Consider the following 21,924-nt stretch of genomic DNA (forward strand, 5'->3'; position numbering starts at 1 on the left):
GTTTTCCCACCTGCCTCGTGCGCCCGGTGGCATGCTGACGTGCCGAAAACACCGAAGGCGAAAGGAGCGGCGTGCCTCCTGCCAGGCGCCCGCGGCTCAGGCCACCGCGGCAACGCAGGCCCTCTGTACACGCGACTGGGGGCCGGGACCGTCGACCGGCCGGGACCATCAGCCGGGCACAGGGCATCGGTTCCACGATGTTGGCGAGGATTGCCGCTCGCGTGCGCAGGTTTCACGCGTGGCTCATACCGATCGTGCTCCTGGGAGTCGCCACGTCGATCGAGGAGCAGATCACGGCACTGCCTGACCGGATCGGCGGCTGGCTCTCCTCGCATGACCGGACCCAGGACCGGGCCGGCAACGGGCCTGACTTCTCGGTCTCCGTCGATCTGATCCGCCTGAACGACGAAGGGAGGAGTGCGGTGACACCCGGCGACTTCCGGCCCAGCGCCGAGCAGACCCGCCTGCTGGCAGACCCAGGGGCCGCAGGTTCTCCCGGCTTCACCGCGCTCTTGCGCTCCGCCGGCGCGGTCAACTTGGAGGACCTGACGCTGCGCCTGACACTGACGGGCCGTCGCGCCGAGAAGGTCAACATCCTCGACATCCAGCCGGTCTCCGTACGGCGCTCCGATCCGCTCGCCGGGACCCTGTTCGACGCACCGCCGCAGAGCGGCTCAGCCACGTCCACGACATTGCTCGACCTGGACAGACCCTTTCCCATCGTCCGCCAGGCGGTGTTCGACGCCGAGGACGACTCGTTGAAGCCAGGGCCGCCGTTCTTCGCCCGGCAGACGATCGTCCTGGCCCACCATGAGCAGCACGTCGTGGTGCTCCGGGCCACATCGCTGCGGTACCACGTGACGTTCCGGCTACGGGTGACCTACATGGTCGGCGACCGAAAGAAGCACACCGTCATGGACGACCAAGGACGCCCTTTCCAAGTCACCGGGCTCAAGCAAGGATCCGACAGCTACCGACGGGTCTTCAAGTACGGGAAGTACGGCCTCTCGTTCTGCCAGGCCTCCGGCCCGGACAAAAACCCGTCCCTCCCCTGCGAAGAGGAGTGAGAGTGCGCCCGGTGTCGCCCCTCTCCCTCGTCCACCGACTGTCCGCCGCATGCCTCCTCGCCGCCCTTCTGGTGGGGTGCACAGAGCCTCGGCAACCGTCGGAGTCGAGGCCTTCGCCGACCCCGGCCCTCTCGCGGACGGCACCACCGTGCCCCGGGCCCAATGTCAGTGACGGCCCATCGGTCGCCCCGGACCTCGCCGCGTCCTGGCGCAAGGTCATCGGACCGGTCTACGAAGCCGCCTGCGCCGGTGACGAACGGCGCCTGGCCCGCCTGATCGATACCGGCCACGGCTCGGCGGAGCACTTCTCGACCCACCCCTGCGAGGGGTGCACTGGGAAGGACCTGGTCGCGATGTGGAAGCACGAGTACGGCGTCGCCCTGACCGCCCTGGCACGGCTGCTGGAGACGCCTCCGCACTGGTCCCAGGGAGGCGTTGCCTACCTCCAGGCGAACCGCGCTGCGGTCTTCGCCCGCGGCACGCACGAGATCTCCGCGCAGTGGAGCGGCTTCTACCCCGACTGCGCGGCGGAGTCATTGTGCCGCTCCCTGTCAGGCCGCCCGGAACTGACGGGTGCGCGGGAGGGCTGACCAGAGGGACAAGCACCTGCTCTCACCAGGCGGTTTACCGAATCCCTTCCGCGAGACGGAAGGCGTATTGCGGCACCGTGACGCCCTTCCCGAGGATGACACCACAGCAGACAGACGGGAGCCGCAAAGATGCCGCACATGACCGCCTTCGCCAGGAACCAGTGGTACAGCTAGCGCATCTTTCTGACCTGCGCTTGTGTGGGGGCGATGAGGCTGTGACCTGCTAGGACGGGTTGCAGAGGCGAGTAGAGGCAGTCAGAGGAAATCGCTCTGATTCGACCCCCGTTCGACCCGGGTCGCTCAGAGGCAGTCAGAGGCAACAGCCCCTGCAACTGCCCTCTGGGGGACCTGAGTTGGCCGGTGTGGATCACGAGTGGGTGACTTTGGCGGTGCTCTGTTTCGACCTCGGTCGAGCTGCGATGGGGACGCCTGCCTCCGCTCGGGGCCTGGCACACGAAGGCCTCCAGGACGGCACATCCTGGGGACCTCGCTGGCACCGATGGAGGTCGGTCCGGACACCACCCGTGGTTTTAGCGGGCCTGGGTGGCGTCCACGTCTTTGCGAGACGACCCCACCGTGACAGACAGCATCCACCAGCTACTCCCCCAACGACAGCACACCCGCCGTCGCGGCCCCCTGGGCCTTTCCCGACTGTCCTCGGCTGCGGCCGATCTGATCCTGCTCGGCGACCTCACCGGCCGCTACGCGACCGGCAGTTACAGCAGGCTCGCCTCCGACGGCCGGACCGTGATCCTGCGCGCGAATCGCCAGGGCGCAGCTGAGCAAGGGCACCGGATCACCGCGGCCATCGCCTGCCACGTGGCCCGCGCCGGCGGAACTCTCGACCAGCTGGCGCAGCTCCTGCTGCACCCCGAGCACGAAGGCGGACGCCACGCCCGGCACATCGCGCTGCGCTCCGGGCAGTCGCGCGCCCTGGACTACCTCCGCCGGGTGTGGGCCGGCGCCTCTGAAGCGGTCAGCACCACCAGGGCGCTGGGCTCCCGGCACGAGGCGTACGAGTTTCTCGCCGCGCTGCGCGACCGCGTCGAGACGACGCCCTGGCGCGGGGAACGGGGACGGACCGCGCTGCGGGTGCTGCGGGCGCATCTGACCTTCGCGGAGATCGCGGGCGGCCCCCTGCACCACGCCAGTGAACGGCAGACCGCGGAGGAAGCGGGCATCTCCCGCACGACGCTGCGGGCGGTCTACGACACCGTCCTCAAGCCGCAGGGCTGGCTGCGCCGCCTGCGGGTCGGCCACGGCCGCGACGGCTCGACCTGGTACCTCGACGACGGCAGTGCCCCTGGTGACGATGCTCCTGCTCTGCCGTCTCGTTCGTGGACCACTCAGTTCCCCCCCGACCCGGCACTTGAGGAGTGGCCCACCCCTGAGACGGCCACGACCGCCGACATCGACTCCACCGTCCTCGCCCGGCTCATGGGCCACGACGCCTTCGCCCACCACGCCCTCGGCAGCTCCGCCCTCATGATCATCAGCGCCCTGCACCAACGCCCCCACCAGACCGTCAGCGAACTCGTCGGCACCTCCTCGGTCTCCCGCGCCACCACCTATAGGACCCTGAAACGCCTCGCCGACCACGGTCTCATCCAGCACACCGGGGAGACCTGGGCCCTCGCACCACGTGCGCTGGAGGGCTTCGGTATCCGCCTCCCAGACGTGGACAACGGCCACGCACCGGCACAGGGCTGGGACCACATCGCCGAGCAACACGGCACCAGGGGCGTTGCTGCCCAGCGCAAGGCCCTGCACGCGGCCGAGCGTGCGGCCTACCAGCGGGCACTGGACCGGCTTGCGGAACACCGCAGCAGGGCTCTCGTCATCGTCCGCGACGGCCACGCCGTCCTTGTCCCAACGCTGCGCCCCGACGAGATCCCGCCCACGTGGCACGCCCCCGACGGGCGCGTCCTCGACCCGGTCACAGGACATCCGGCCGCCGACTGGCGGGTCGCCACCGACGGCCGCCTGATCCTCATCACGCCCGCAGACCAGCGCAGTTACGACGAGCTGGCCGCTGCCCATGCCGAAGCCCTCAGCGAATGGGAGTCCGTCGCATGAACCCACATCCCCCACCCACCTCCGACGCGAGCCAGGCGGTGACGCCCCAGTACCTGCGCCAGCAGTACGAGTCCGGTGCCACGGTCGATGAACTCGTCACCGCCAGCGGCCTGTCCTACGGCACCGTTCTCAACCGGCTGCACGACGCCGGCACCGTCATGCGCACTTCGTGGCAGACCCGTCGGATGCGCCAAGACCCAGAGGCACGCCAGCGCCTCGCCGCCCGGCTTCGCACCCTGTACGAGCAGCACGGCGCAACCCTCACCGAACTCGCGGCAGCCGCGGGAGAGACGCGGCGCGGTGCCCGGCGCCTGCTGATCGAGGCCGGCGGCACGGTGCGCACGACACAGCAGACGCTGCGCATGCGCGCCGCAGCGCGGGCCGATCAGCGGCGCAAGCTCGCACTGTCCCTGCGGGCCCGGTACGAGGCCGGCACCACCGTGCCGGACCTCGCCACGGAGTACAGCTACTCCGTCGCCAGCGTCTACCGGCTCCTGCACCAAGCAGGCACCCGCATGCGGCCCCAGCACACCCACGGACCGGCCCACGACACGAAGAAACGACCATGAACTCCCACGTCCTCGTGGGTGTTCCCCACCCTGCCTGGCAGATCAAGAACGCGGCTGTGCGCCATTCCGGCCCCGGTAGGGCAGCACGGGCACCCCCGTCACCGGCCCGCTCGCCAACACGCGCACCAAACAACACCCCTTCCCCTTTTCAGGAGATCAAGCACACGTGAACGAGAACACCCGACTCAAGACCCTGGCCACCGCCACCGAACACGTCTGGGACGCGTTCGTGATCGTCGTCGGCATGCTCAAGGGCGGCACCGGCAAGACCACCTCCGCCTGGTTCATCGCCCTCTACTACGCCGTCGTCCTCGACCTGCCGACGCTGCTGCTGGACGCCGACGCCACCAGCCAGTCCGCCTACGACTGGTTCAAGGTCGCCCAAGCAGCCGGCTTCGACATCCCCGCAAACCTGGTCATCGAGCGATACCCGTTCGACGACATCGCCGAATACATCCACACCAAGCGCGCCGAGTTCGGCGCGATCGTGGTCGACGCCGGCGGCGGCAGTGCACGCATCTTCCACGAGGCTGTCACCGAGGCGAACCTCCTGCTCGTGCCGGTCGCCCCCACCAAGATCGAGCGCCGCAAGCTCGTGGCCACGTTCGACGAGGCCGAACGCGCCGCAGCACGCAACGAGCACGGCGTCACCGCCCACGTCGTGATGGTCAAGGCCGACGACCGCACCAGCCTGCCCAGCCGGGCCAAGGAGCAGCTGCTGGAGCCCGAGAAGGGCGAGGGCATCGGCCCGGACCGCGACGAGCCGTTCCCGCTCGCCGAGACCACCATCCACTCCTGGGTGCACTACATGGAGGCCTTCGGCGAGATCCCCACCGAACTGAGCGAGTACACCAACCTGATGAAGGAACTCACCGCATGAGCGAGAAAAACGAAAGGCCGAAGCCTCCGGCCCGCCGCACCAGCGGTCGCGCCCTGGGCGGGGCCAAGAAGACGACCCCACCCCCTCCCCCTGCCGCCGAACTCACGCCCGAGCAGTTCGCCGCCGAACAGACCGCCGCACGGGACGAAGGCCGCCCCGCGATCGACGAGTCCAAGGCCCAGCACCCTTCCACGGCCCCCGTGGACACTGCAGCGCAGGGCAACCCGACCGGAATGCTCTCCGAGGTGCCGCAGACCCAGGCCCCGGTCGCCCAGCAGGCTCACCCCGCCGAGGTACATGCCGCGGTGCAGCCGGTTCCCTCTGGGCATTCGCCGCAGGGACCGGAGCAGGTCGTGGCCCACACTGCTGAGCCCCCGGCACCTGCGGCTCAGTCCACGCAACCGATCGAGCAGGTTCCGCAGGCCGGTCCAGCCCAGGCAGTCTCCCCGACCGCTGATGTTGCCGTGCGGCCGGCCGTGACTCCGGTCCCGGGCGGTACGGCCTTCCCTGTGAGGACCGATGTTCCGGGATCTCACCAGGAGCAGAGCACCCGGCCGGGGGCAACACCCCGTGAGGGAACCCCGTGGGGCCAGGGACCCGGCCGCCCCAAGGACATCCCCGAGACCGCTGTCGTACTTAACCAACGCATCATCACGCGCGAGAGCCTCGACTCGTCGGTCCCCGCGGCGCTGAAGCTGAAGAAGCGAATCAAGCGCTTCGCTCTGGACAACGAACTCGACCACCTGCCCATCGGCGACATCGTCGCGGTCGCACTGGACGAATGGCTCACCACCCGCGGCTTCTAACACGCACGTCCCCAGGGTGGTCGCGAACGCTCAGCTCGTTCACGGCCACCCGTCGCTCGACTATTCCAATAGCCCACTAGGCCAATAGGCGGCTCACTAGTCGAATAGTGGACCCACGGCCGGAGGAACCATGCCCGATCTCTCCCACCACGCCCGTCAGTTGCGAGACCTGGCTGACGCGCTCGAAACGCAATCCAGCTGCCACGAAGACCCGTTCACCCCACATCCAGACACGTGGGAGATCGTCAGCGGTCGCCATACCAGCCGCGGGCAACTCAACTATGCGGTCCCCGACGTGCTCCAGCTCCAACGGCGCATCCGCCGCTACAACGCCGACTCCGACATCGCGCACGGCGACATCGTCGCACTCGCTCTGGACATCTTCTTGCGGGCAAAGGGATACCCGCCCACCCAGAGACTACCCAAGGCGGAGACGTCGTGAGCACGTCAACAGGATCAAGATGCTCAGCGCCAGATGTTCGGACGCGCCGGCTTCGCACTGCTCCGCAAGCGGGTCGAACCCACGACTTCCGGCGGCCGAAGACGGCCGCCTTTGCCCACCTCAAGTACCCCGACGCTCGCCAGGCCCTCCAAGTCGTGCGCTGGAGGAAGGACTTCACCAGCGGCAAGCTCACCATCGAGCGCGTCTACCTGATCACCAGTCCGCCGCCCGGCGCAGCGACCGGCACCCAGCTCGCCGCCTGGATCAGGGGACACTGGAAGATCGAAAAACCTCCTGCACCACGTCCGCGACCACACCTTCCGCGAGGACGACTCCAAGATCCACGTCGGCCGCCTCTCCCGCGTCATGGCCGGCCTGCGCAACCTCGCCATCGGCGTGCAGCGCCAGGACGGCCACGTCAACATGGCCGCCGCCCTACGCCGCACGGCCCGCGGCTGCTGAGGCCCTTGCACCGTCCTCGGCCTCACCGGATGAATCCGGACAGATCTCGATCACGCAAGAGACCCCGGGGTGACGGGTACCAGTTTCGGCATCTGCAGCTACAGCAATGGCTGGAGGCAGTACCCCTCCCGCAGCCCCGGGGACTCAGGCGGAGAACAGATCGCAGTGTCTGCCCATGATCGCTTCGCTCGTCCGTCACAAAGGAATAACTAGATCAATTAAGTAGCGCCGAACAGACGATCCGCACGGCGGCGATGACACGGCGGCGATGACTTCCACTGACGCTCGACTGACAAGACAGCCCCATCAGCTCCGGGTAGGAGACTTCCGGCAGGGGTCGGCACCTTGAGTACGCCGAAACGACGGCATGCCGCTCGGTGGCTACTACATAACCCGGTCACACGGAGGCGCGGACCACGATGCGGCCGTGCACCGGTGCCAGTCCTTGCGGGTCAAGGCCGAGGGCGGTCCGGGCAGCGATCCGTCCTAGGATCTCGGCGTCGATGTGGACGGTGGTGAGCGCGGGCGTCGACAGGGAGCCGTACTCGGTCTCGTCAAAGCCGATCACGGCGACGTCCTCAGGGACGCGCCGCCCGAGGTCGCGCAGGGCAGTCAGGGTGCGCAGCGCAATGTCGTCGTCGAAGGCGGCGACGGCGCTCACATCCGGGTGCTCCGCCAGGAACGCCTCGACGGCGGCGGCGCCGGACTCCCGGGGCCGCGGTACGACGAAACGCTCGAGGGGCGGGAGCCCGAGGCGCCGGGCGGCCTCCTGGGAGAAGCCGAGGCGGGCCTCGGTCAGCGGGAAGTCGTGGTCGGGCATCGCCATCGCGATCAGAGTGTGGCCCCGTTCTGCGAGGTAGCCGATCTGCAGGGCGGCGTTGGCGGCGAACCCGTTTTCCCAGTCCTCCTCGATGGGCTCGTGCCCTTGCATGTAGACCTCGCCGAGCCGGAGCACGGCCCGCGGAGCGATGGCGTCGAGGATCTTCTGCGTGGCCTCGGGCGCCTCGTGCCCGTGGCGGACGAGGAGGACGTGGTCGTGTTCGGCCAGTTCCTCGTCCAGGCCCCGGACGTAGCTGCGGGAGAAGTTGCCCTCCATGCCGTGGTCGACGTGGAGCACGACGATGCGCGAAGCTCCCTCGCGCAGCGCGCGGGCGATCCCGTGCACGACGTACCCCAGGTCGCGGGCAGCTTCCAGGACCCGCCGCCGGGTCGCCTCGGAGATCGTCTGCCGTGGGTCATCGTTCAAGACGAAGCTCACCGTCGCCCGCGACACGCCAGACGCCTTGGCCACGTCGTTCAACGTCACCCGGCCTGAACGGCCCATGCCGGCACACTCCCTCTTCGTCGGACTACGCCCACCCGCCCACGAGCAGTGGCACCAAGCGGCGTCAAGCTCTAGAACGATTAAGCGCTGAGGGCTACTCTACGCGACTAGATCGATCCACTGCGCAGGGCAGGGCTCGCGCCCAGCAGAGCTGGTCCCTGCGCGCGGAGCTGGCGGAAGGCGTTGCTGCCCGTTCGAAGTCATGCCGGCGAGCTGGGGCGGGACGGAAACGCCGGTCCGGTCCCGAGCAGCACCAGCCGCCACGGCAAGGAGGCGAGTGGAGCGGGTGCGTCGAGCTAGTCGGGAATTGCATTGCCGTGGCTGCGACCATCAGTCGGCAGGCGATCATCACGTAGGCCGGGACCCGTGGGTCAGTCGTGCGACCAACGGGCTCAGCAGCAGGCCCATCTCACTGACGAGCGCCACTCGGATACCCACGCGAGTGTGCTCAGTTGCAGTCTGACGGCTACCCGCCACGCCTCGGGCACCGAGCGGACCGGGTCGGTCCAGTGCCAGGGCTGGGCTTCGCGGCACTCACTGAGCCGTCTTTCTCTCGCGTGCTGCGCCGTGTCGGCCGAGCGCAGTTTCTTCTACTGCCATGCCGGACCTCCGCTCGCGACGGCGAGCAGCCGACGCGCCTTCAGTTCGGTTTCCCGCCATTCTTGTTCGGGGTCCGAGCCCCAGGTGATGCCTGCTCCGGTACCGAACTTCAGGAGTCCTCCGGCTCGGTCGACAATGAACGTGCGGATGCCGACGGCCAGTTCGCCTTGGCCGCGGTCGGCGTCGACCCAGCCGATGCCGCCGCAGTACGGCCCGCGGGGCGATGCCTCCAGTGCCTCGATGATCCGCAGGGCGCTCTCCTTGGGCGCCCCGGTGACCGACCCGGGCGGGAACGTCGCCGCCAGCAGCTCGGGCCAGCCGGCGCCGTCGGCGAGGCTACCCCGCACCGTCGACACGAGGTGGACGAGCCCCGGATGCTTCTCCACCGCACACAGGTCGGGGACCGTCACGGAACCGGGAACACAGACGCGGCCGAGGTCATTGCGGACCAGATCGACGATCATCACGTTCTCGGCGTGGTCCTTCTCCAGCAGGTCGGCCTCCGTGCGCCCGGTTCCCTTGATCGGTCCGGACGCGACGACCCGCCCGTCCCGCCGCAGGAAGAGCTCGGGCGAGGCGGTCACCACCTCCACCCCGTGCCGAGGTAGACGGACGACTCCCGCGTACGGAGCCGGGTTGTGCCGGGCCAGCGGCCCGGCCAGCGCCATGACATCGGCGTCCGGCGCGACCGGGGCGGTCAGCACCCGGCACAGATTGGCCTGGTAGATCTCACCGGCTGCGATGTGCTCACGGATGCGGGTCACTCCGTCCATGTAGGCGCGGCGGTCGAGCGAGGTGGACCAGGCATCGGCACGCGGTCCGCGCCAAGGTGCCGTGGGGATGTGACGGTGTTCGATCCGTCGTACGTCGCGGAAGCGGGCACACGTCAGTCGGCCCTCGAAGTCGGCCACCACCGCCCAGAAGCCCTCGGAGTCCAGGGCCGACGGGTCGCTGGTGACATCCGCGAGGCCGGTGGCGAGACGTCCGCCGAGCAGCGCCAGGGAAGGCGCCTGGTCCAGTCCGAACTTCCTTGCCGCGGACGGCTGGTCAGGCCGCGACGGCCTCAAGCTCGGCACCCCATTCGGCCGCCCGCAGGGTGTTGACCAGCAGCATCGCGATGGTCATCGGGCCCACCCCGCCGGGGACGGGGGTGATGCGTCCGGCGATGCCGTCGAGCTCGCGCGAGCGAACGTCGCCTGTCAGGCCGGAGGGGGTGCGGTGGATGCCGACGTCAATGACGACGGCCCCCGGCCTGATGTGTTCGGGGCCGACGAGACCGCGTACGCCGGTGGCGACCACGACGATGTCGGCGGGCCGGGTGACCGCGGTGAGGTCGGTGGTGTGTTCGTGGGCCACCGACACCGTCGCCCCGCGTCGCAGCAACAGGTTGGTCAGGGGCTTGCCGACGAGCTCGCCCCAGCCGACCACGGCGACCTTCGCGCCCTTGAGGGAAATGCCCTCGGCGTCGAGGAGTTCGATGACGCCGCTGGGGGTGCAGGGGCGTAGTCCCCGTTCGCCGCGGGCGAGGCGGCCGAGGCTGGCGGTGGTGAGGCCGTCTACGTCCTTGGTGACGGGGATGCGGTCGATCAGGGGGGCCGCGTCCAGGTGCCGGGGCAGCGGGAGTTGGAGGAGGATCCCGGAGACCTCGGGGGTGGCGGCCAGTTCGTCGAGTACGGCGGCCACGTCGTCGTGGGTCGCGTGCCCGGGCAGATGGCGGTGGACGTCGCGCATTCCGGCTTCCCTGATCGCGCGTCGTTTGGCGGTGACGTACACGGCGCTGGCCGGGTCGTCGCCGACAAGGACGGTGGCCAGTCCAGGGACCGGTCCCGACCTCGCAGCTGCGGCGACCTCCTCGGCGACCTGCGACCGGATCCGCTGGGCGATCCTGGTGCCGTCGATGGTGGTTGTCATGGTGGCGAACCGCTTTCTTGTGGTGAGCGACGATCGGACCGGGCGGGGGCGGGGGGCCTGCGTGCGGTGTGGCGCACGACAGGACCCCTCTCCCCGCACCGGGCGGTTGCCGTCAGGCGAAGACGATGGTGTGGTTGCCGTCGCGGATGACCCGGTCTTCGGCGTGCCAGAGCACCGCGCGGGAGAGCACCGCGCGCTCCACGTCGGCGCCCCGGCGGGCGAGGTCGGCGGCGGTGTGGGCGTGGGTGACGCGGACGACGTCCTGCTCGATGATCGGGCCCTCGTCGAGGTCCTCGGTGACGTAGTGCGCGGTGGCGCCCACCAGCTTCACCCCGCGGCTCTTGGCCTTGGCGTAAGGGCCGGCGCCGATGAAGGCGGGCAGGAAGGAGTGGTGGATGTTGATGATCGGGACGCCGACCTCCCGGATGAAGTCGCCGGAGAGGATCTGCATGTAGCGGGCCAGGACGACGAAGTCGACATTGGCTTTCAGCAGCCGCAGGTGTTCCGCCTCCGCCGCCGACTTGTCCGTGCCCTGGCAGGGGACATGGAAGAAGGGGATGCCGAAGCTCCGGACCTCCTCGGCCACGTCGGGGTGATTGGAGATCACCATGGCGACCATGACGGGCAGTTGGCCCTGCCGGTGGCGCCACAGCAGGTCCAGCAGGCAGTGGTCGGACTTGGAGGCGAAGACCGCGACCCGCTTGGGCACCGACATGTCCCGCAGCGTGTAGCTCAGCCCCAGCCCCTCCACCAGGCGCCTGTCGAGGTCGGCCCGCAGGGTCGGCAACGCGGCCTGGAGACCGTCGAGTCCGAAGACGGTGCGCTGGAAGAAGGCGCCGCCCTGCGGGTTGTCGGAGTACTGGTCGAGGGAGACGATGTTGGCTCCGTGGTCGCTGAGCACCGAGGCGACGGCCGCCACGATGCCCGTGGCGTCGGCGCCCTGCACGATCAACGAGGCCTGCTGGGCAGGGGACTTGTCCTTCGCGGTGCGGACCGGGGCATCTTGCGTGAGGGTCATGCCAGGCTTTCCTTCCGGAAGCGGGCGGCCCACTCGGAGGTGGCCTTGAGCCCGCCGAACGTATAGAAGTGGATCTTCAAGTCGCCGTGCCGGGCGGGGTCGTAGGCCACGGCGAGATCGCGCAGGAAGCGGTCCGGACCCGCCGTTCCCATGAGATTGGTCAGCGAGAAGCCGTACTTCTTGACGACGGAGGCGCTGGTGCCGACCCCGAAACGGGCCGCGTACGACATGAGCCGGCGCACCCCGGCAGGTCCGGGCACGCCGATGCGGATCGGGAGGGCGATGCCGCGGCGCCGTACCTCTTCCACCCAGGCAAGGACCGCGGCGACGTCGAAGCCGAACTGGGTGATGACACTGCCCACCAGGGGCTGAGCGGCGAGCGCCGTGTGCTTGCTGTCCAGCGCGGACCACAGCGTCGGGCCGTCGATCGCGGGATGGCCTTCCGGGTATCCGGCGATGCCGACGTGCCGTACGCCGTACTCCTGCAGCAGCCCGGTGTCGATCAGAGAGAGGGAGTCGGCGTACGGGCCCTCGGGGTGGGCCGGGTCGCCACCGACGAGGAACACGTTGTCGGACGTGCCGTCGGCCTGCAGGCCCGCGAGGAACTGCTCGAAGTCGGCCCGGGAGCCGAGTCGGCGGGCGGATATGTGCGGTACGGGGACGAAGCCGAGCCGTTTGACGTTCCGGGCCGCGTCCAGGCGCATCCGCAGGTCCTCGTTGCCGAGGAAGGTGACGTTGATGCGCGTGCCCTGCGGGATGCTGTCGCGGGCCCCCTCCAGCTTGGGAACGTCCTTCCCGGTCATCTCCAGGGAGAAGTCCTCCAGCAGCGAGGTGGCGACCGCTGTCTGTGCTGTGCTCACGAGACGCTTTCCCTTTCGTCTCAGCGATCGCGCCGATAGAGGGTGCGCGCATGCTCGTTGAACGGCGAAGGCTGCACGGTGGCCCGGATGCGCGGGAAGCCGAGGTCGGCCTCGGCGTCGGTACCGGAACCGGGGTGCTCGCCCCAGACGACCGTGACCTCGGTGCCCCGTGCGGCATACGCGGGGTCGATCAGGGTCTGCGCGAGCACGGTGCCCACGGGGTCGACCGACGCGCTCTGCATGGTGACGCCGACCAGGCCGGAGCCGCTTTCCACCCGGTGCCGGGCGTAGCTGAGAACGAAGCCGGGGTCCTCGCCCTTTCCGACCACGGTGCGCACGTCGTCCGGGTCGAGGACGAGGGTCACCTTGGTACGCAGCGGCCCTTCCTTGGCCTTCAACAGGGCGTCGCGGCCCACGAAGTCGTGGCCGAAGTGGATCACCTTGCCGTAGCCGAGCTCGTACGGGGAGACGTAGTAGTCCTCGATGTCCTCCGAGAAATAGCTGCCGTTGAGGGGACGCTTGCCCTCGATGCCGAACAGAGGCAGGTACTTGCGGTATTCCAGCAGGTCGACGTCGGTGTAGATGGCGGGTACCGGCGAGGGGATCCAGCCGCTCTCCACGCTCGGCGTGGCGTAGGCGAGGGCTCCGACCTGGACGAGGCCGAGCGGCTCGCCCGCCTTGAGGAACGCCTCGTGCACGTAGGCGGCATGCTCCCAGTGGCCGATGAACTCGTAGCCGGCCTGTCCCGCCATGCCGTGGCGCAGGGCGCGGAAGGAGCGGCCGTCGAGGGTGACCGCGGTGGAGTGGAAGAACTTCGTCTCCGGCAGCGGCCCGCCGAAGACCCGCTCGATCAGCTCTACCGCGAGCGGGCCCTGGATCTGGTAGCGGAAGAGCTTCGGGTCACCGCCGCCGGGTCGGAACGCGGAGGAGGCGTCGGTCTCGAACGCGACGTCGTAGCCGCCCTTCTCCGCGTGGTACTGCACCCAGTGCTGCGCGGCCGGGATGCCGCTGAGCAGGTACGTGTTCTCGCCCTGGCGGGCGAGGATCCCGTCGGTGACGATGTGGCCGTGGCGGGTGACCGGCACGTACTGCTTGGCCTGCCCTATCGCGAACTTCTCGAAGTTGTTCACGCCGTGGTCGGCCAACACCCTTGTGGCATCCGGCCCTTCGATCCACATGTCGTACATGTGGTGCGAGAGGTTGAGGAGGGCCACGCCCTCGTGCCAGGCGGCCTGTTCCCGACGCCAACCGGCGTACTCGCGCTCGACGATCTCAGGCGTCCACGGCTCGGCGCTCGGCTGCCACAGCAGATTGATCGGCGATCCGGCCTTGTCGATGCCGTTCTGGAGGGAGGGGGTTGCCATTGCGGCTCCTTCTGATGGTTGGCTTACTGCGCTACTAAATCGATCTAGCAATGTCGCTGTCGGCAGAGCTCTCGCCCGCGGGGGGTGGCGATTTGCAGACCTTCTACAGCTGCTGACTGCGGTGGGCTCGGTACGCGGACGCCATGCGCACAGCGTCGAGGCTGGCCCGGACGTCGTGGACGCGCACACAGAACGCGCCGTCCAGGGCGGCGAGCGCGGAAACGGCGGCCGTCGCCGCGTCCCTCCCTCCGGGCGGCACCTCACCGGCACCACCGTCCGCGAGAGCCGTACCGATGAAACGCTTCCTGGAGGCACCCACGAGCAGGGGGTGTCCCAGCTGCCGCAGAGCCCCGAGGCCGGTCAGGAGCGTCCAGTCGTGCTCCGACCGCTTGGCGAAACCGAGCCCCGGATCGAGGACGATGCGAGCCGGGTCGACACCCTGTTCCGTCAACTGCCGGATTCTGCAGGTGAGTTCGGCCGTGACCTCGGTGACGACATCGTCATAGTGTGCGTGACGGTCCATCTCTCGGCTCGGCGCACGCCAGTGCGTGGCCACGTAGAGCACGCCGGAAACGGCGATCGTCTGGGCCATGGCCGGATCGGCCAGCCCGCCACTGACGTCGTTCACCATGCGCACCCCCGCCTCGACGGCGGCCCGGGCAACGGGCGCGTGCACGGTGTCGACGCTCGTGCACACACCGGCTCGGGCGAGCTCACGCACCACGGGGACGGTACGGGCCAACTCCTCCTCCAACGCCACCGGGTCCGCCCCCGGCCGGGTGGACTCGCCGCCCACGTCCACGATGTCGGCTCCTTGCGCGGCGAGTTCCAGCCCACGGTCGACCGCGCGGCGCGTGTCGGCATAAAGGCCGCCGTCGGAGAAGGAGTCGGGCGTGACATTGAGGATCCCCATGATCAGGCAGCGGCCGGGAGCGGGGAGCCCCTCCAGTTCCGCCGGCGACGCCGGCTCGTCAAGCGCGGCGACACTTTGCAGGGTCGACATCGGCGGCCACCTCCTCGATCCCGCGTCCCGTCGCGAGAAACGATTACTAAATCGATTAGGTAGACGCCATGTTACAGGAATCTACTTAATCGTTCTAGCCATTGAGGGTGACCAGACCGTAGGTCGGCGACGGGACACCCGACGATTCGGCGGACAGAACGGAAAGCGGCCTCAGATCGGGGGCTGCGGCCAATGGCATGCGTCACGCGCGTCTCACTGCGGGTGAGGGCGATGGCGGGCGCTGACGGCGCCCGCCCACAGCACGAGCGGTTCGGGAACGCCTCAAGACTCGGGACGGCCCACCGTCGGCCAGTGCGGGTGTACGTGGCTGCAGCGCCCGGGCGGCGGAACCGCACATCGACACAGCCGCCCGTCCATTTCGGCGCGCTACACGACTACTTCTGGCAGCGCTACGCCCAGCTTCTGGCCCTGTTCGGTCAGCTCTCGCCATACCTTCGGCGCTACGGGGATGCCGTTCTTGCCTCGGCCCGCGGCCACAGCAGCACTGCGCTCGCCGGGGTAGTACACCCCGCCGGCGCCGTCGGCCACCGGCAGGTCCTTGAGCGCGCTCAGGGTGGTGTCCACATCCGCGGTGAAGGCGTCCGCGCTGCCGAAGGCCGCCGGGTCCAACGCGATGAGCAGAGCGTTCTGGCGGTGTTTGCGGCCGGCCGGGTCGTCCGAGTGGAACGCGGCGAAGATCGGTGCGCCGACCAGCACGCTGGTCAGCAGCTCGAAGGCCAGCGACATGCCCGACCCCTTGGCGCCGCCCAGCGGGAGCGGCATGACGGCCTTCTCCGGGTCCGTGGTCGGGGTGCCGTCCTCGGTCGCGGCCGCGCCCTCCGGCAGCGGGGTGCCGCTCGCCCTGGCCTGGCGGATCCTGCCGAGGGCGACGGTGGCGGTGGCCATGTCGAGGAGCAGTGGCGCGTGCTCGCGGGCCGGTACGGCGATGGCCAGCGGGCTGGTGGCCACGGCGGCGCCCTTGACGCCGGTGTAGGCCATGTTGGGCATGCCGGCCACGAAGCCGATGCCGACCATTCCGTGCTCGGCGATCTTCGATACGTAGTAGCCGATGGCTCCGGTGTGCACGGTGCGCCGCACGCCCACGGAGGAGATGCCGGTCTCCCGGGCTCGCCGTATGGCTTCCTCGGCCGCCGCGCTCAGGGCGACCGGGCCGGGGGCGCGGTCGGCGTCGAGGACGGCGACGGCCGGGGTCGTCGACTCGACCTTGAGCTGGGCCTGTGCGTTGGCCACACCCTTGGCCAGCAGCTCCAGGTAGGCGGGGATGCGGGCGATGCCGTGGGAGTCGACGCCGCGCTGTGCGGCCCAGATGAAGACGTCGGCGGTGGTGTGCGCGTGCTCGGCGCTCAGACCGGCCTTCTCCAGGAGGGCGGCGGAGAAGGTGCGCAAGTCGTCCGCGGGGACGAGGACCTTCGAGGGGGTGGTGGACATGGATGTCTCCTGGGTCAACGGGTGACGAGGACGTCGACGACGGCGGTGGTGCCCTCGGTCACGGCCTTGAGGGCGCGCTCCAGCGCGGGCGCCAGCGCGTCCGGGGTGTCGACGGTCTCGGTGTGCATGCCGAACGGCTCGGCAAACTGGGCGAGTCGGGGCAAGCGGTGCAGGTCGGTGCCGAGCCACTCCCCCGTCTCGGCGGCCGCGCCGTCGGGATAGAAGCGGCGGTGGTTGAGGTTCATCGACTTGTAGACGCGATTGTTGAACACCACGACCAGCAGCGGGAGTTCGTACGCCTTCGACGCGTCGTACGACGGGACGATCGGGTTGTACGTGAACGCGCCGTCACCGATCGTCAGCACCACCGGGCGTTGTGGCGCAGCGAGTTTGACGCCCAGGGCGACCGCGATGCCCTGCCCGAGACCGCCCTGCACGTAGAAGTACGAGTCGGGCGCCGCTGTCCGCAGGTGCCGTTTGACGACGCGGCTGTGGGTGATCGTCTCGTCGACCACGATGGCGTCGCCGCCCTCCAGCAGCCTGCGCAGGGTCGCTGCGACCAGGACCGGATCGACGCCCTGCGCCTTCGCCGCCTTGCTCTCGGCGGCGGCGATGGCGGCCTGCTCGGCGGCGTGCCGCTCCTCCTGCGCCGCACGGCGGGCGGTCACCACCGCCTCGTCCACATCCTTCGCCCGCTTGGCCAGCTGGCGCAGCGTGTTGGCGACGTTGCCCTCCAGGTACCGATCGGCGAACAACACTTGGTACACCACGTGCGGGCGTTGCGGCACCTCGTCGATCACCACGATCTTCGCCTTGGAGGGGCGGCGCGACGGCGGGTAGAAGGGGGCGCGGCAGTTGACGAGCAGGATCAGGTCCGCCTCGTCCATCCACGGGCCGATGTCGCCGCCCGCGTGCAGCGGGTGCGTGCGCGGGAAGTTGCCGCACACCGCCGAGTCGGGCTCGACGACCGGGATGTGCCAGGCCTCGGCGAAGGCGGCCAGCGCCTCGAATCCGCCCGCCTCACGGCCCGCCGTCTCGGTGACGATGACCGGGTTGGCCGCCTCGCGGATCATCTGCGCGACGGCGTCGACCTCTTCGGGCGAGCTGTGCGTGGACCCCGGTGCCACGATCGGCTTGGCCTCGCGGCCGTCCCACTCCTCCAGGAAGATCTCCAGGGGGATGTTCAGGTACGCGGGGCCGGCCGGGGCCCGCCAGGACAGCTCGGCGGCACGCGTGATCATCGTCGGCAGCGTGTGGACACTCGCCGCCTCGGTGGACCACTTGGTGAAGGGCTCCGCCACCCCGTGCGGGCCGCCCACGATGGACAGGTTGCGGTACCACTGGCCGCCCGGGTCCTGGCCCGGGCCGTCGCCGTACGTGGTGGACTCCGAGGAGGAGACCACCATCGGCACGCCGGCGAGCAGCGCGCCGTGCACGGCCATCGAGCCCTGCAACAGGCCGGGGGCCGCGTGCAGCAGCACGCCCTGCGGGCGGCGCCGGACGAGGCCGTAGCCGGTGGCCATGCCGACCGCGACGGTCTCGTGGGTCAGGTCCAGGTACCGCGGGGCGGGTTCGCCGTCGCGGTGACGGCGAGCCAGCGACTCCCACACCGGGGCCCACTCGGACCCCGAGGAGCAGAAGAGGTAGTCGGCGCCAACGGCGTTGAAGGCGGAGACGAGGGCGTCCCCGCCGTCCAGGTGCTCGGTGTGGGTCATCTCAGCCCTCGATCGGCCAGTTCAGGACCTCCGAGATACCCCGGCCCATGATCCATTCGAGCTCTTCGGGGGTGAAGTCCCAGTGCTTGGTGAACTGCTCGATGGTGTCGGTGTAGGTGATGCCGTGGCCCAGGAGACGAGTGATGTCGGTGCCGTAGAAGCAGCGGTGCGGGCCCATCCTGTCGACCATCTCGCGCACGTACTTCTGGATGTTGTTGTTCGGGAAGGGCTGCGTCGAGTAGCCGGGGAGGGCCGACACCTTGACGTAGATGTTCGGGTGGACGTGCAGGTCGGCGGTCTCCTGCACCCAGTACCCGATGGCGTCGTCGACGCAGCGGGCCATGATGCCCATGTGGTCGATGATGATCTTCAGCTCGGGGTGCTTGGCGGCGATCTCACCCAGCTCCCGCTTCCAGATGGGCGCGTGGACCATCGTCGGGATGCCGAGCTCCTCGGCGAGGGGCCAGTACCAGTCGTTGGTGCCGTCGATCATCCAGTTGCGGTCGATCGGCCGGTGGAAGGTCAGGCGCGTGCCCTTGACGTGCGGGTTCTGCGCGAAGTCCTTCAGCATGGCCGTGCCCTCTTCGGGCTTGTTCTGCGGGATGCGGGCCATGATGCCGAAGCGGTCCGGGTGCGCCTCGCACGCCTCCAGGGCGTAGTCGATACGGTCGCCCTCCCAGGACGGCGGCAGGATCAGCGCCCGGTTGACGCCGGCCTCGTCCATCAGCTCCAGGGCCTCCTCGTACGAGAAGGGGTCCTCGCGGTGGCCGTTGAGGCGGATGCGCTCGCGGGCGCCGGGGACCCAGGGGCGGTCCGGGGTCTCTTCCTTCCAGATGTGGATCTGGGTGTCGACGACGAACATGTCTCAGCTCTTTTCACGGAAAGGGATGGGGATGCTGTGAAGGGAACGCTAGGTGGGCCCTGAGCCCTTGCGGAGTCCCCTGGCGCGCAAGCAGTTGTTGCGCGCAGGCGCCCGTACGCAGGGCGTTTTCATCGGGCGTCGCCGAAGGCGGCGTCGACGATGTGCTGGGCGATCGCCATGGAGGCCGTAGCGGCCGGAGAGGGGGCGTTGCGGACGGCGGTGACCCGGCCGGCCCGGTGGATGCGGAAGTCGTCCACGAGCGTGCCGTCGCGATCCAGTGCCTGGGCGCGGACGCCCGCGCCGCCGCGTATGACGTCGTCGACGCCCACTTCGGGGACGTACAGCTTGGCGTCCTTCATGAAGGCCGCCTTGGACAGCGAGCCGCGGTACTCCTTGATGCCTGTACGCCAGTGCTGGGCAGCCATCTTCCAGGCGCCCGGGTAGGCGGCGAGGCCCAGCAGGTCGCGCGGTGAGACCTTGGTGAGCCGGTAGCCCTCCCGGGCCAGCGCCAGGACGGCGTTGGGGCCGACCTCGACGGAGCCGTCGACGCGTGGGGTGAAGTGCACGCCGAGGAAGGGGTAGCGCGGATCGGGCACCGGGTACAGCAGGCCTCGTACGAGATGGGCGCGGTCCGGCTTGAGGAGCATGTACTCGCCGCGGAACGGGATGATCCGCGGTTCGGCCTTGTCCTGGGCGAGCCGGGCCACCGAATCCGACTGGAGGCCCGCACACAGGATCAGTCGGTCCACGCGCACGCGCTGCTGCCCTGAGGCGACCTCGATGCCGTTCGGGACGTCGGTGACGGAGGTGACCGGGAAACCGAGCCTGACCTCGCCGCCGGAGTCCTCGATGTCCTTGGCGAACTCCCGGGCGATCGCGGGGTAGTCGGTGATCGCGGTGCGAGGGGAATGCAGGGCCGCGATGCCGCCGGCGTGCGGCTCCAGCTCGCGGATCTCCTCCTTGGAGACCTTCCTGAGGTCGGGCACGTGGTTGTTGCGGGCCCGCTCGTAGAGGTTCTCCATCCTGCCCAGCTCGTCGGGGCGTACGGCCATGACGAGCTTGCCGATCTCCTCGTACGGCACCCCTCGCTCCTGGCAGTACTCGCGCAGCACCGCCACGCCCCGCACGCACAGGTCGGCCTTCAGACTGCCCGGCGCGTAGTAGATCCCGGCGTGCACGACACCCGAGTTGTGGCCAGTCTGGTGGACGGCTACCTCGTGCTCCTTCTCCAGCACAACGACCCGGGTACCGGGGCGGCGCAGGGCGATCTCCCGGCCGGTGGCCAGGCCCACGATGCCGGCGCCGACGATGCCGATCGTCTCGTCAGCCACGGGTCGGCTCCCCGAAGTGGACGGCGACGGTCTTGACGCGGGTGGAGAAGCGCAGGACCTCGTCCCCCTGCTCCTTGTAGGCGGTCCCGGAGTCGTGGAATCCGCCGAAGGGCAGGTGGACGTCCCAGCCGGTGGTGGTCGTGTTGACGGCGACCTGCCCGCACTCGGCCTCGTCGGCGAAGCGGTAGGCGCTGCCCAGGTCGCGGGTGAAGACCGCTGCCGCCAGGCCGAAGTCGGAGTCATTGACGGCCTCGACGGCGGCGGCGAAGTCGTCGACCGCGCGGACGGCGAGAACCGGGCCGAAGACCTCCTCGCGCCAGATGTCCGTCTCGGGGGTGACGTCGGCGAGGACCGTCGGCTGGACGTAGCAGCCGTGCTCGCGCTCGCCCTCGGTGTCCGCCCGGCCGCCGGTCAGGACCGTGGCGCCCTGTTCGACGGCCTTCTTCAGGTCGGCGAGCACCGAGTCCCGCTGCTTCGGACTGGACAGCGGGCACAGGGTGGTCGCCGGGTCACTGCCCGGGCCGACCTTCAGCGCCTCCACCTCGGCGACCAGCAGCCCGGTGAACTCCTCGTACACCGGCCGCTCGACGATCACCCGGCTGGTCGCGGTGCAGCGCTGGCCCGCCTGTCCGAAGGCGGCCGCCACCACGGCCTTCGCGGCGGCCGGCAGCTCGGCGTCGCGCAGCACCACGGAGGCGTTCTTGCCGCCGAGTTCGCCCTGGAAGCGGACGTTGCGGTCGGCGAGGCGGCGGCGGATGCGGGCACCCACGGCATTGGAGCCGGTGAAGGTGATGGCGACGATCCGCGGGTCGTCGAGCAGGGCCTCCTCGATCTCGGCGGTACGGCCGGTGACCATGTTCAGCACGCCCGCCGGCAGTCCCGCGTCGTGCAGGGCGCGGGCGAAGTGCAGACCCGCGAGCGGTGTCTCGCCGGCCGGCTTGAACACCGCCGCGTTGCCGGCGGCGAGCAGTGGGGCGAGCTTGCGGGCCGGGGTGATCAGCGGGTCGTTCCACGGGCTGATCACCAGGATCACGCCGATGGGCTCGCGCTGGGTGTGCGTACGGTGGTTCGGGCGTACGTCGTGCAGGAGGGTGCCGTAGCCCTGGCGGGCCAGGCCCGCGTAGTAGTCGAGGAAGTCGGCGGCCTTGAGGGTCTCGCCGGTCGCCTCGGCCAGGGTCTTGCCGTTCTCGGCGGTGACGTCTGCGGCGATCGCGTCGACCCGCTCGCGGATCAGCCGGGCCGCGTCGGTGAAGATCCGGGCCCGCTCGAAGGGGCTGGTGCGCTTCCAGACGGCGAAACCGCGCTCGGCGTGGTCGTAGGCCCGGGTGACGTCCTTGGCCGCGAGGGCGGGGACACGGGCTATCGGGGTGCGGACGTCGCTGGGGTCCTGGACGTCGATCCAGTCGCCGGTCGCCACCCACTCGCCGCCCAAGAGGGTTTCGAGGGTGCGCATCGAGATCACTTCCTTTGTCGTCCGCGGAGCGGATCGTGCGGGCCGGATGCGACAAAACACCACGTGGGGGCAGTGGCACCAGCCCCGTGGGGGCAGGCAATGCTTGCGCTGTGCGCGGGTGGACGGCGGCATGATCCGTGCT

19 protein-coding genes are annotated in these 21,924 nt (G+C 69.6%); 7 read left to right on the forward strand and 12 right to left on the reverse strand.

Annotated elements, in window-relative coordinates; translation table 11 throughout:
- Positions 1-221 precede the first annotated feature (221 nt).
- From ACTWQO_RS11750 to ACTWQO_RS11780, 7 genes are all read left to right on the forward strand, one after another.
- Positions 222-1,067, forward strand: a complete 846-nt coding sequence (locus ACTWQO_RS11750; RefSeq protein WP_443237184.1) for a hypothetical protein — start codon at positions 222-224, stop codon at positions 1,065-1,067.
- 2 nt (positions 1,068-1,069) lie between these two features.
- A complete protein-coding gene (locus ACTWQO_RS11755; RefSeq protein WP_443237185.1) occupies positions 1,070-1,657 on the forward strand; it encodes a hypothetical protein in 588 nt (195 codons plus the stop codon).
- Between the two features lie 576 nt (positions 1,658-2,233).
- A complete protein-coding gene (locus ACTWQO_RS11760) occupies positions 2,234-3,733 on the forward strand; it encodes a MarR family transcriptional regulator (RefSeq protein ID WP_443237186.1) in 1,500 nt (499 codons plus the stop codon).
- The gene (locus tag ACTWQO_RS11765) at positions 3,730-4,302 is read left to right on the forward strand and encodes a helix-turn-helix domain-containing protein (protein ID WP_443237187.1); all 573 of its coding nucleotides are present in this window, start codon (positions 3,730-3,732) and stop codon (positions 4,300-4,302) included. Before ACTWQO_RS11760 ends, ACTWQO_RS11765 begins: the two co-directional genes overlap by 4 nt.
- A 166-nt stretch (positions 4,303-4,468) precedes the next feature.
- Positions 4,469-5,182: a ParA family protein gene (locus tag ACTWQO_RS11770; RefSeq protein ID WP_443237188.1), complete on the forward strand. Its 714-nt coding sequence runs from the start codon at positions 4,469-4,471 to the stop codon at positions 5,180-5,182.
- Complete coding sequence (locus tag ACTWQO_RS11775) at positions 5,179-5,988, forward strand: hypothetical protein (RefSeq protein WP_443237189.1); 810 nt, start codon at positions 5,179-5,181, stop codon at positions 5,986-5,988. The genes ACTWQO_RS11770 and ACTWQO_RS11775 overlap by 4 nt, the downstream gene beginning before the upstream one ends.
- Before the next feature lie 130 nt (positions 5,989-6,118).
- The gene (locus ACTWQO_RS11780) at positions 6,119-6,430 is read left to right on the forward strand and encodes a hypothetical protein (protein ID WP_443237190.1); all 312 of its coding nucleotides are present in this window, start codon (positions 6,119-6,121) and stop codon (positions 6,428-6,430) included.
- 859 nt (positions 6,431-7,289) lie between these two features.
- On the opposite strand, the gene ACTWQO_RS11785 is transcribed toward ACTWQO_RS11780, so the two are convergent.
- The 12 genes from ACTWQO_RS11785 to ACTWQO_RS11840 form a co-directional block, all read right to left on the reverse strand.
- Positions 7,290-8,216: a LacI family DNA-binding transcriptional regulator gene (locus tag ACTWQO_RS11785; protein WP_443237191.1), complete on the reverse strand. Its 927-nt coding sequence runs from the start codon at positions 8,214-8,216 to the stop codon at positions 7,290-7,292.
- A gap of 590 nt (positions 8,217-8,806) precedes the next feature.
- Positions 8,807-9,835, reverse strand: a complete 1,029-nt coding sequence (locus tag ACTWQO_RS11790; RefSeq protein WP_443237325.1) for a chorismate-binding protein — start codon at positions 9,833-9,835, stop codon at positions 8,807-8,809.
- 28 nt (positions 9,836-9,863) lie between these two features.
- Positions 9,864-10,727, reverse strand: a complete 864-nt coding sequence (locus ACTWQO_RS11795) for a bifunctional 5,10-methylenetetrahydrofolate dehydrogenase/5,10-methenyltetrahydrofolate cyclohydrolase (RefSeq protein WP_443237192.1) — start codon at positions 10,725-10,727, stop codon at positions 9,864-9,866.
- A 112-nt stretch (positions 10,728-10,839) separates the two neighbouring features.
- The gene (gene purU, locus ACTWQO_RS11800; protein ID WP_443237193.1) at positions 10,840-11,745 is read right to left on the reverse strand and encodes a formyltetrahydrofolate deformylase; all 906 of its coding nucleotides are present in this window, start codon (positions 11,743-11,745) and stop codon (positions 10,840-10,842) included.
- The gene (locus ACTWQO_RS11805; RefSeq protein WP_443237326.1) at positions 11,742-12,548 is read right to left on the reverse strand and encodes a methylenetetrahydrofolate reductase; all 807 of its coding nucleotides are present in this window, start codon (positions 12,546-12,548) and stop codon (positions 11,742-11,744) included. Before ACTWQO_RS11805 ends, purU begins: the two co-directional genes overlap by 4 nt.
- Before the next feature lie 77 nt (positions 12,549-12,625).
- A complete protein-coding gene (locus ACTWQO_RS11810) occupies positions 12,626-13,969 on the reverse strand; it encodes an aminomethyl transferase family protein (protein ID WP_443237194.1) in 1,344 nt (447 codons plus the stop codon).
- Between the two features lie 103 nt (positions 13,970-14,072).
- Entirely contained in the window at positions 14,073-14,972 is a 900-nt protein-coding gene (gene folP, locus ACTWQO_RS11815; RefSeq protein WP_443237195.1) for a dihydropteroate synthase, read from the reverse strand.
- A 387-nt stretch (positions 14,973-15,359) separates the two neighbouring features.
- Positions 15,360-16,421: an Ldh family oxidoreductase gene (locus ACTWQO_RS11820; RefSeq protein ID WP_443237196.1), complete on the reverse strand. Its 1,062-nt coding sequence runs from the start codon at positions 16,419-16,421 to the stop codon at positions 15,360-15,362.
- Positions 16,422-16,435: 14 nt separating this feature from the next.
- Entirely contained in the window at positions 16,436-18,136 is a 1,701-nt protein-coding gene (locus tag ACTWQO_RS11825) for a thiamine pyrophosphate-dependent enzyme (RefSeq protein ID WP_443237197.1), read from the reverse strand.
- A gap of 1 nt (position 18,137) precedes the next feature.
- Positions 18,138-18,998 (reverse strand): amidohydrolase family protein, encoded by an 861-nt coding sequence (locus ACTWQO_RS11830; protein ID WP_443237198.1) that lies wholly within the window; start codon positions 18,996-18,998, stop codon positions 18,138-18,140.
- A gap of 128 nt (positions 18,999-19,126) precedes the next feature.
- Positions 19,127-20,329: an L-2-hydroxyglutarate oxidase gene (gene lhgO / locus ACTWQO_RS11835; RefSeq protein ID WP_443237199.1), complete on the reverse strand. Its 1,203-nt coding sequence runs from the start codon at positions 20,327-20,329 to the stop codon at positions 19,127-19,129.
- Positions 20,322-21,782 (reverse strand): aldehyde dehydrogenase family protein, encoded by a 1,461-nt coding sequence (locus ACTWQO_RS11840; RefSeq protein ID WP_443237200.1) that lies wholly within the window; start codon positions 21,780-21,782, stop codon positions 20,322-20,324. Before ACTWQO_RS11840 ends, lhgO begins: the two co-directional genes overlap by 8 nt.
- Positions 21,783-21,924: the final 142 nt, after the last annotated feature.

Origin of the sequence: Streptomyces sp. 4N124 (assembly GCF_052245395.1) — a bacterium.
Lineage (GTDB): Bacteria > Actinomycetota > Actinomycetes > Streptomycetales > Streptomycetaceae > Streptomyces.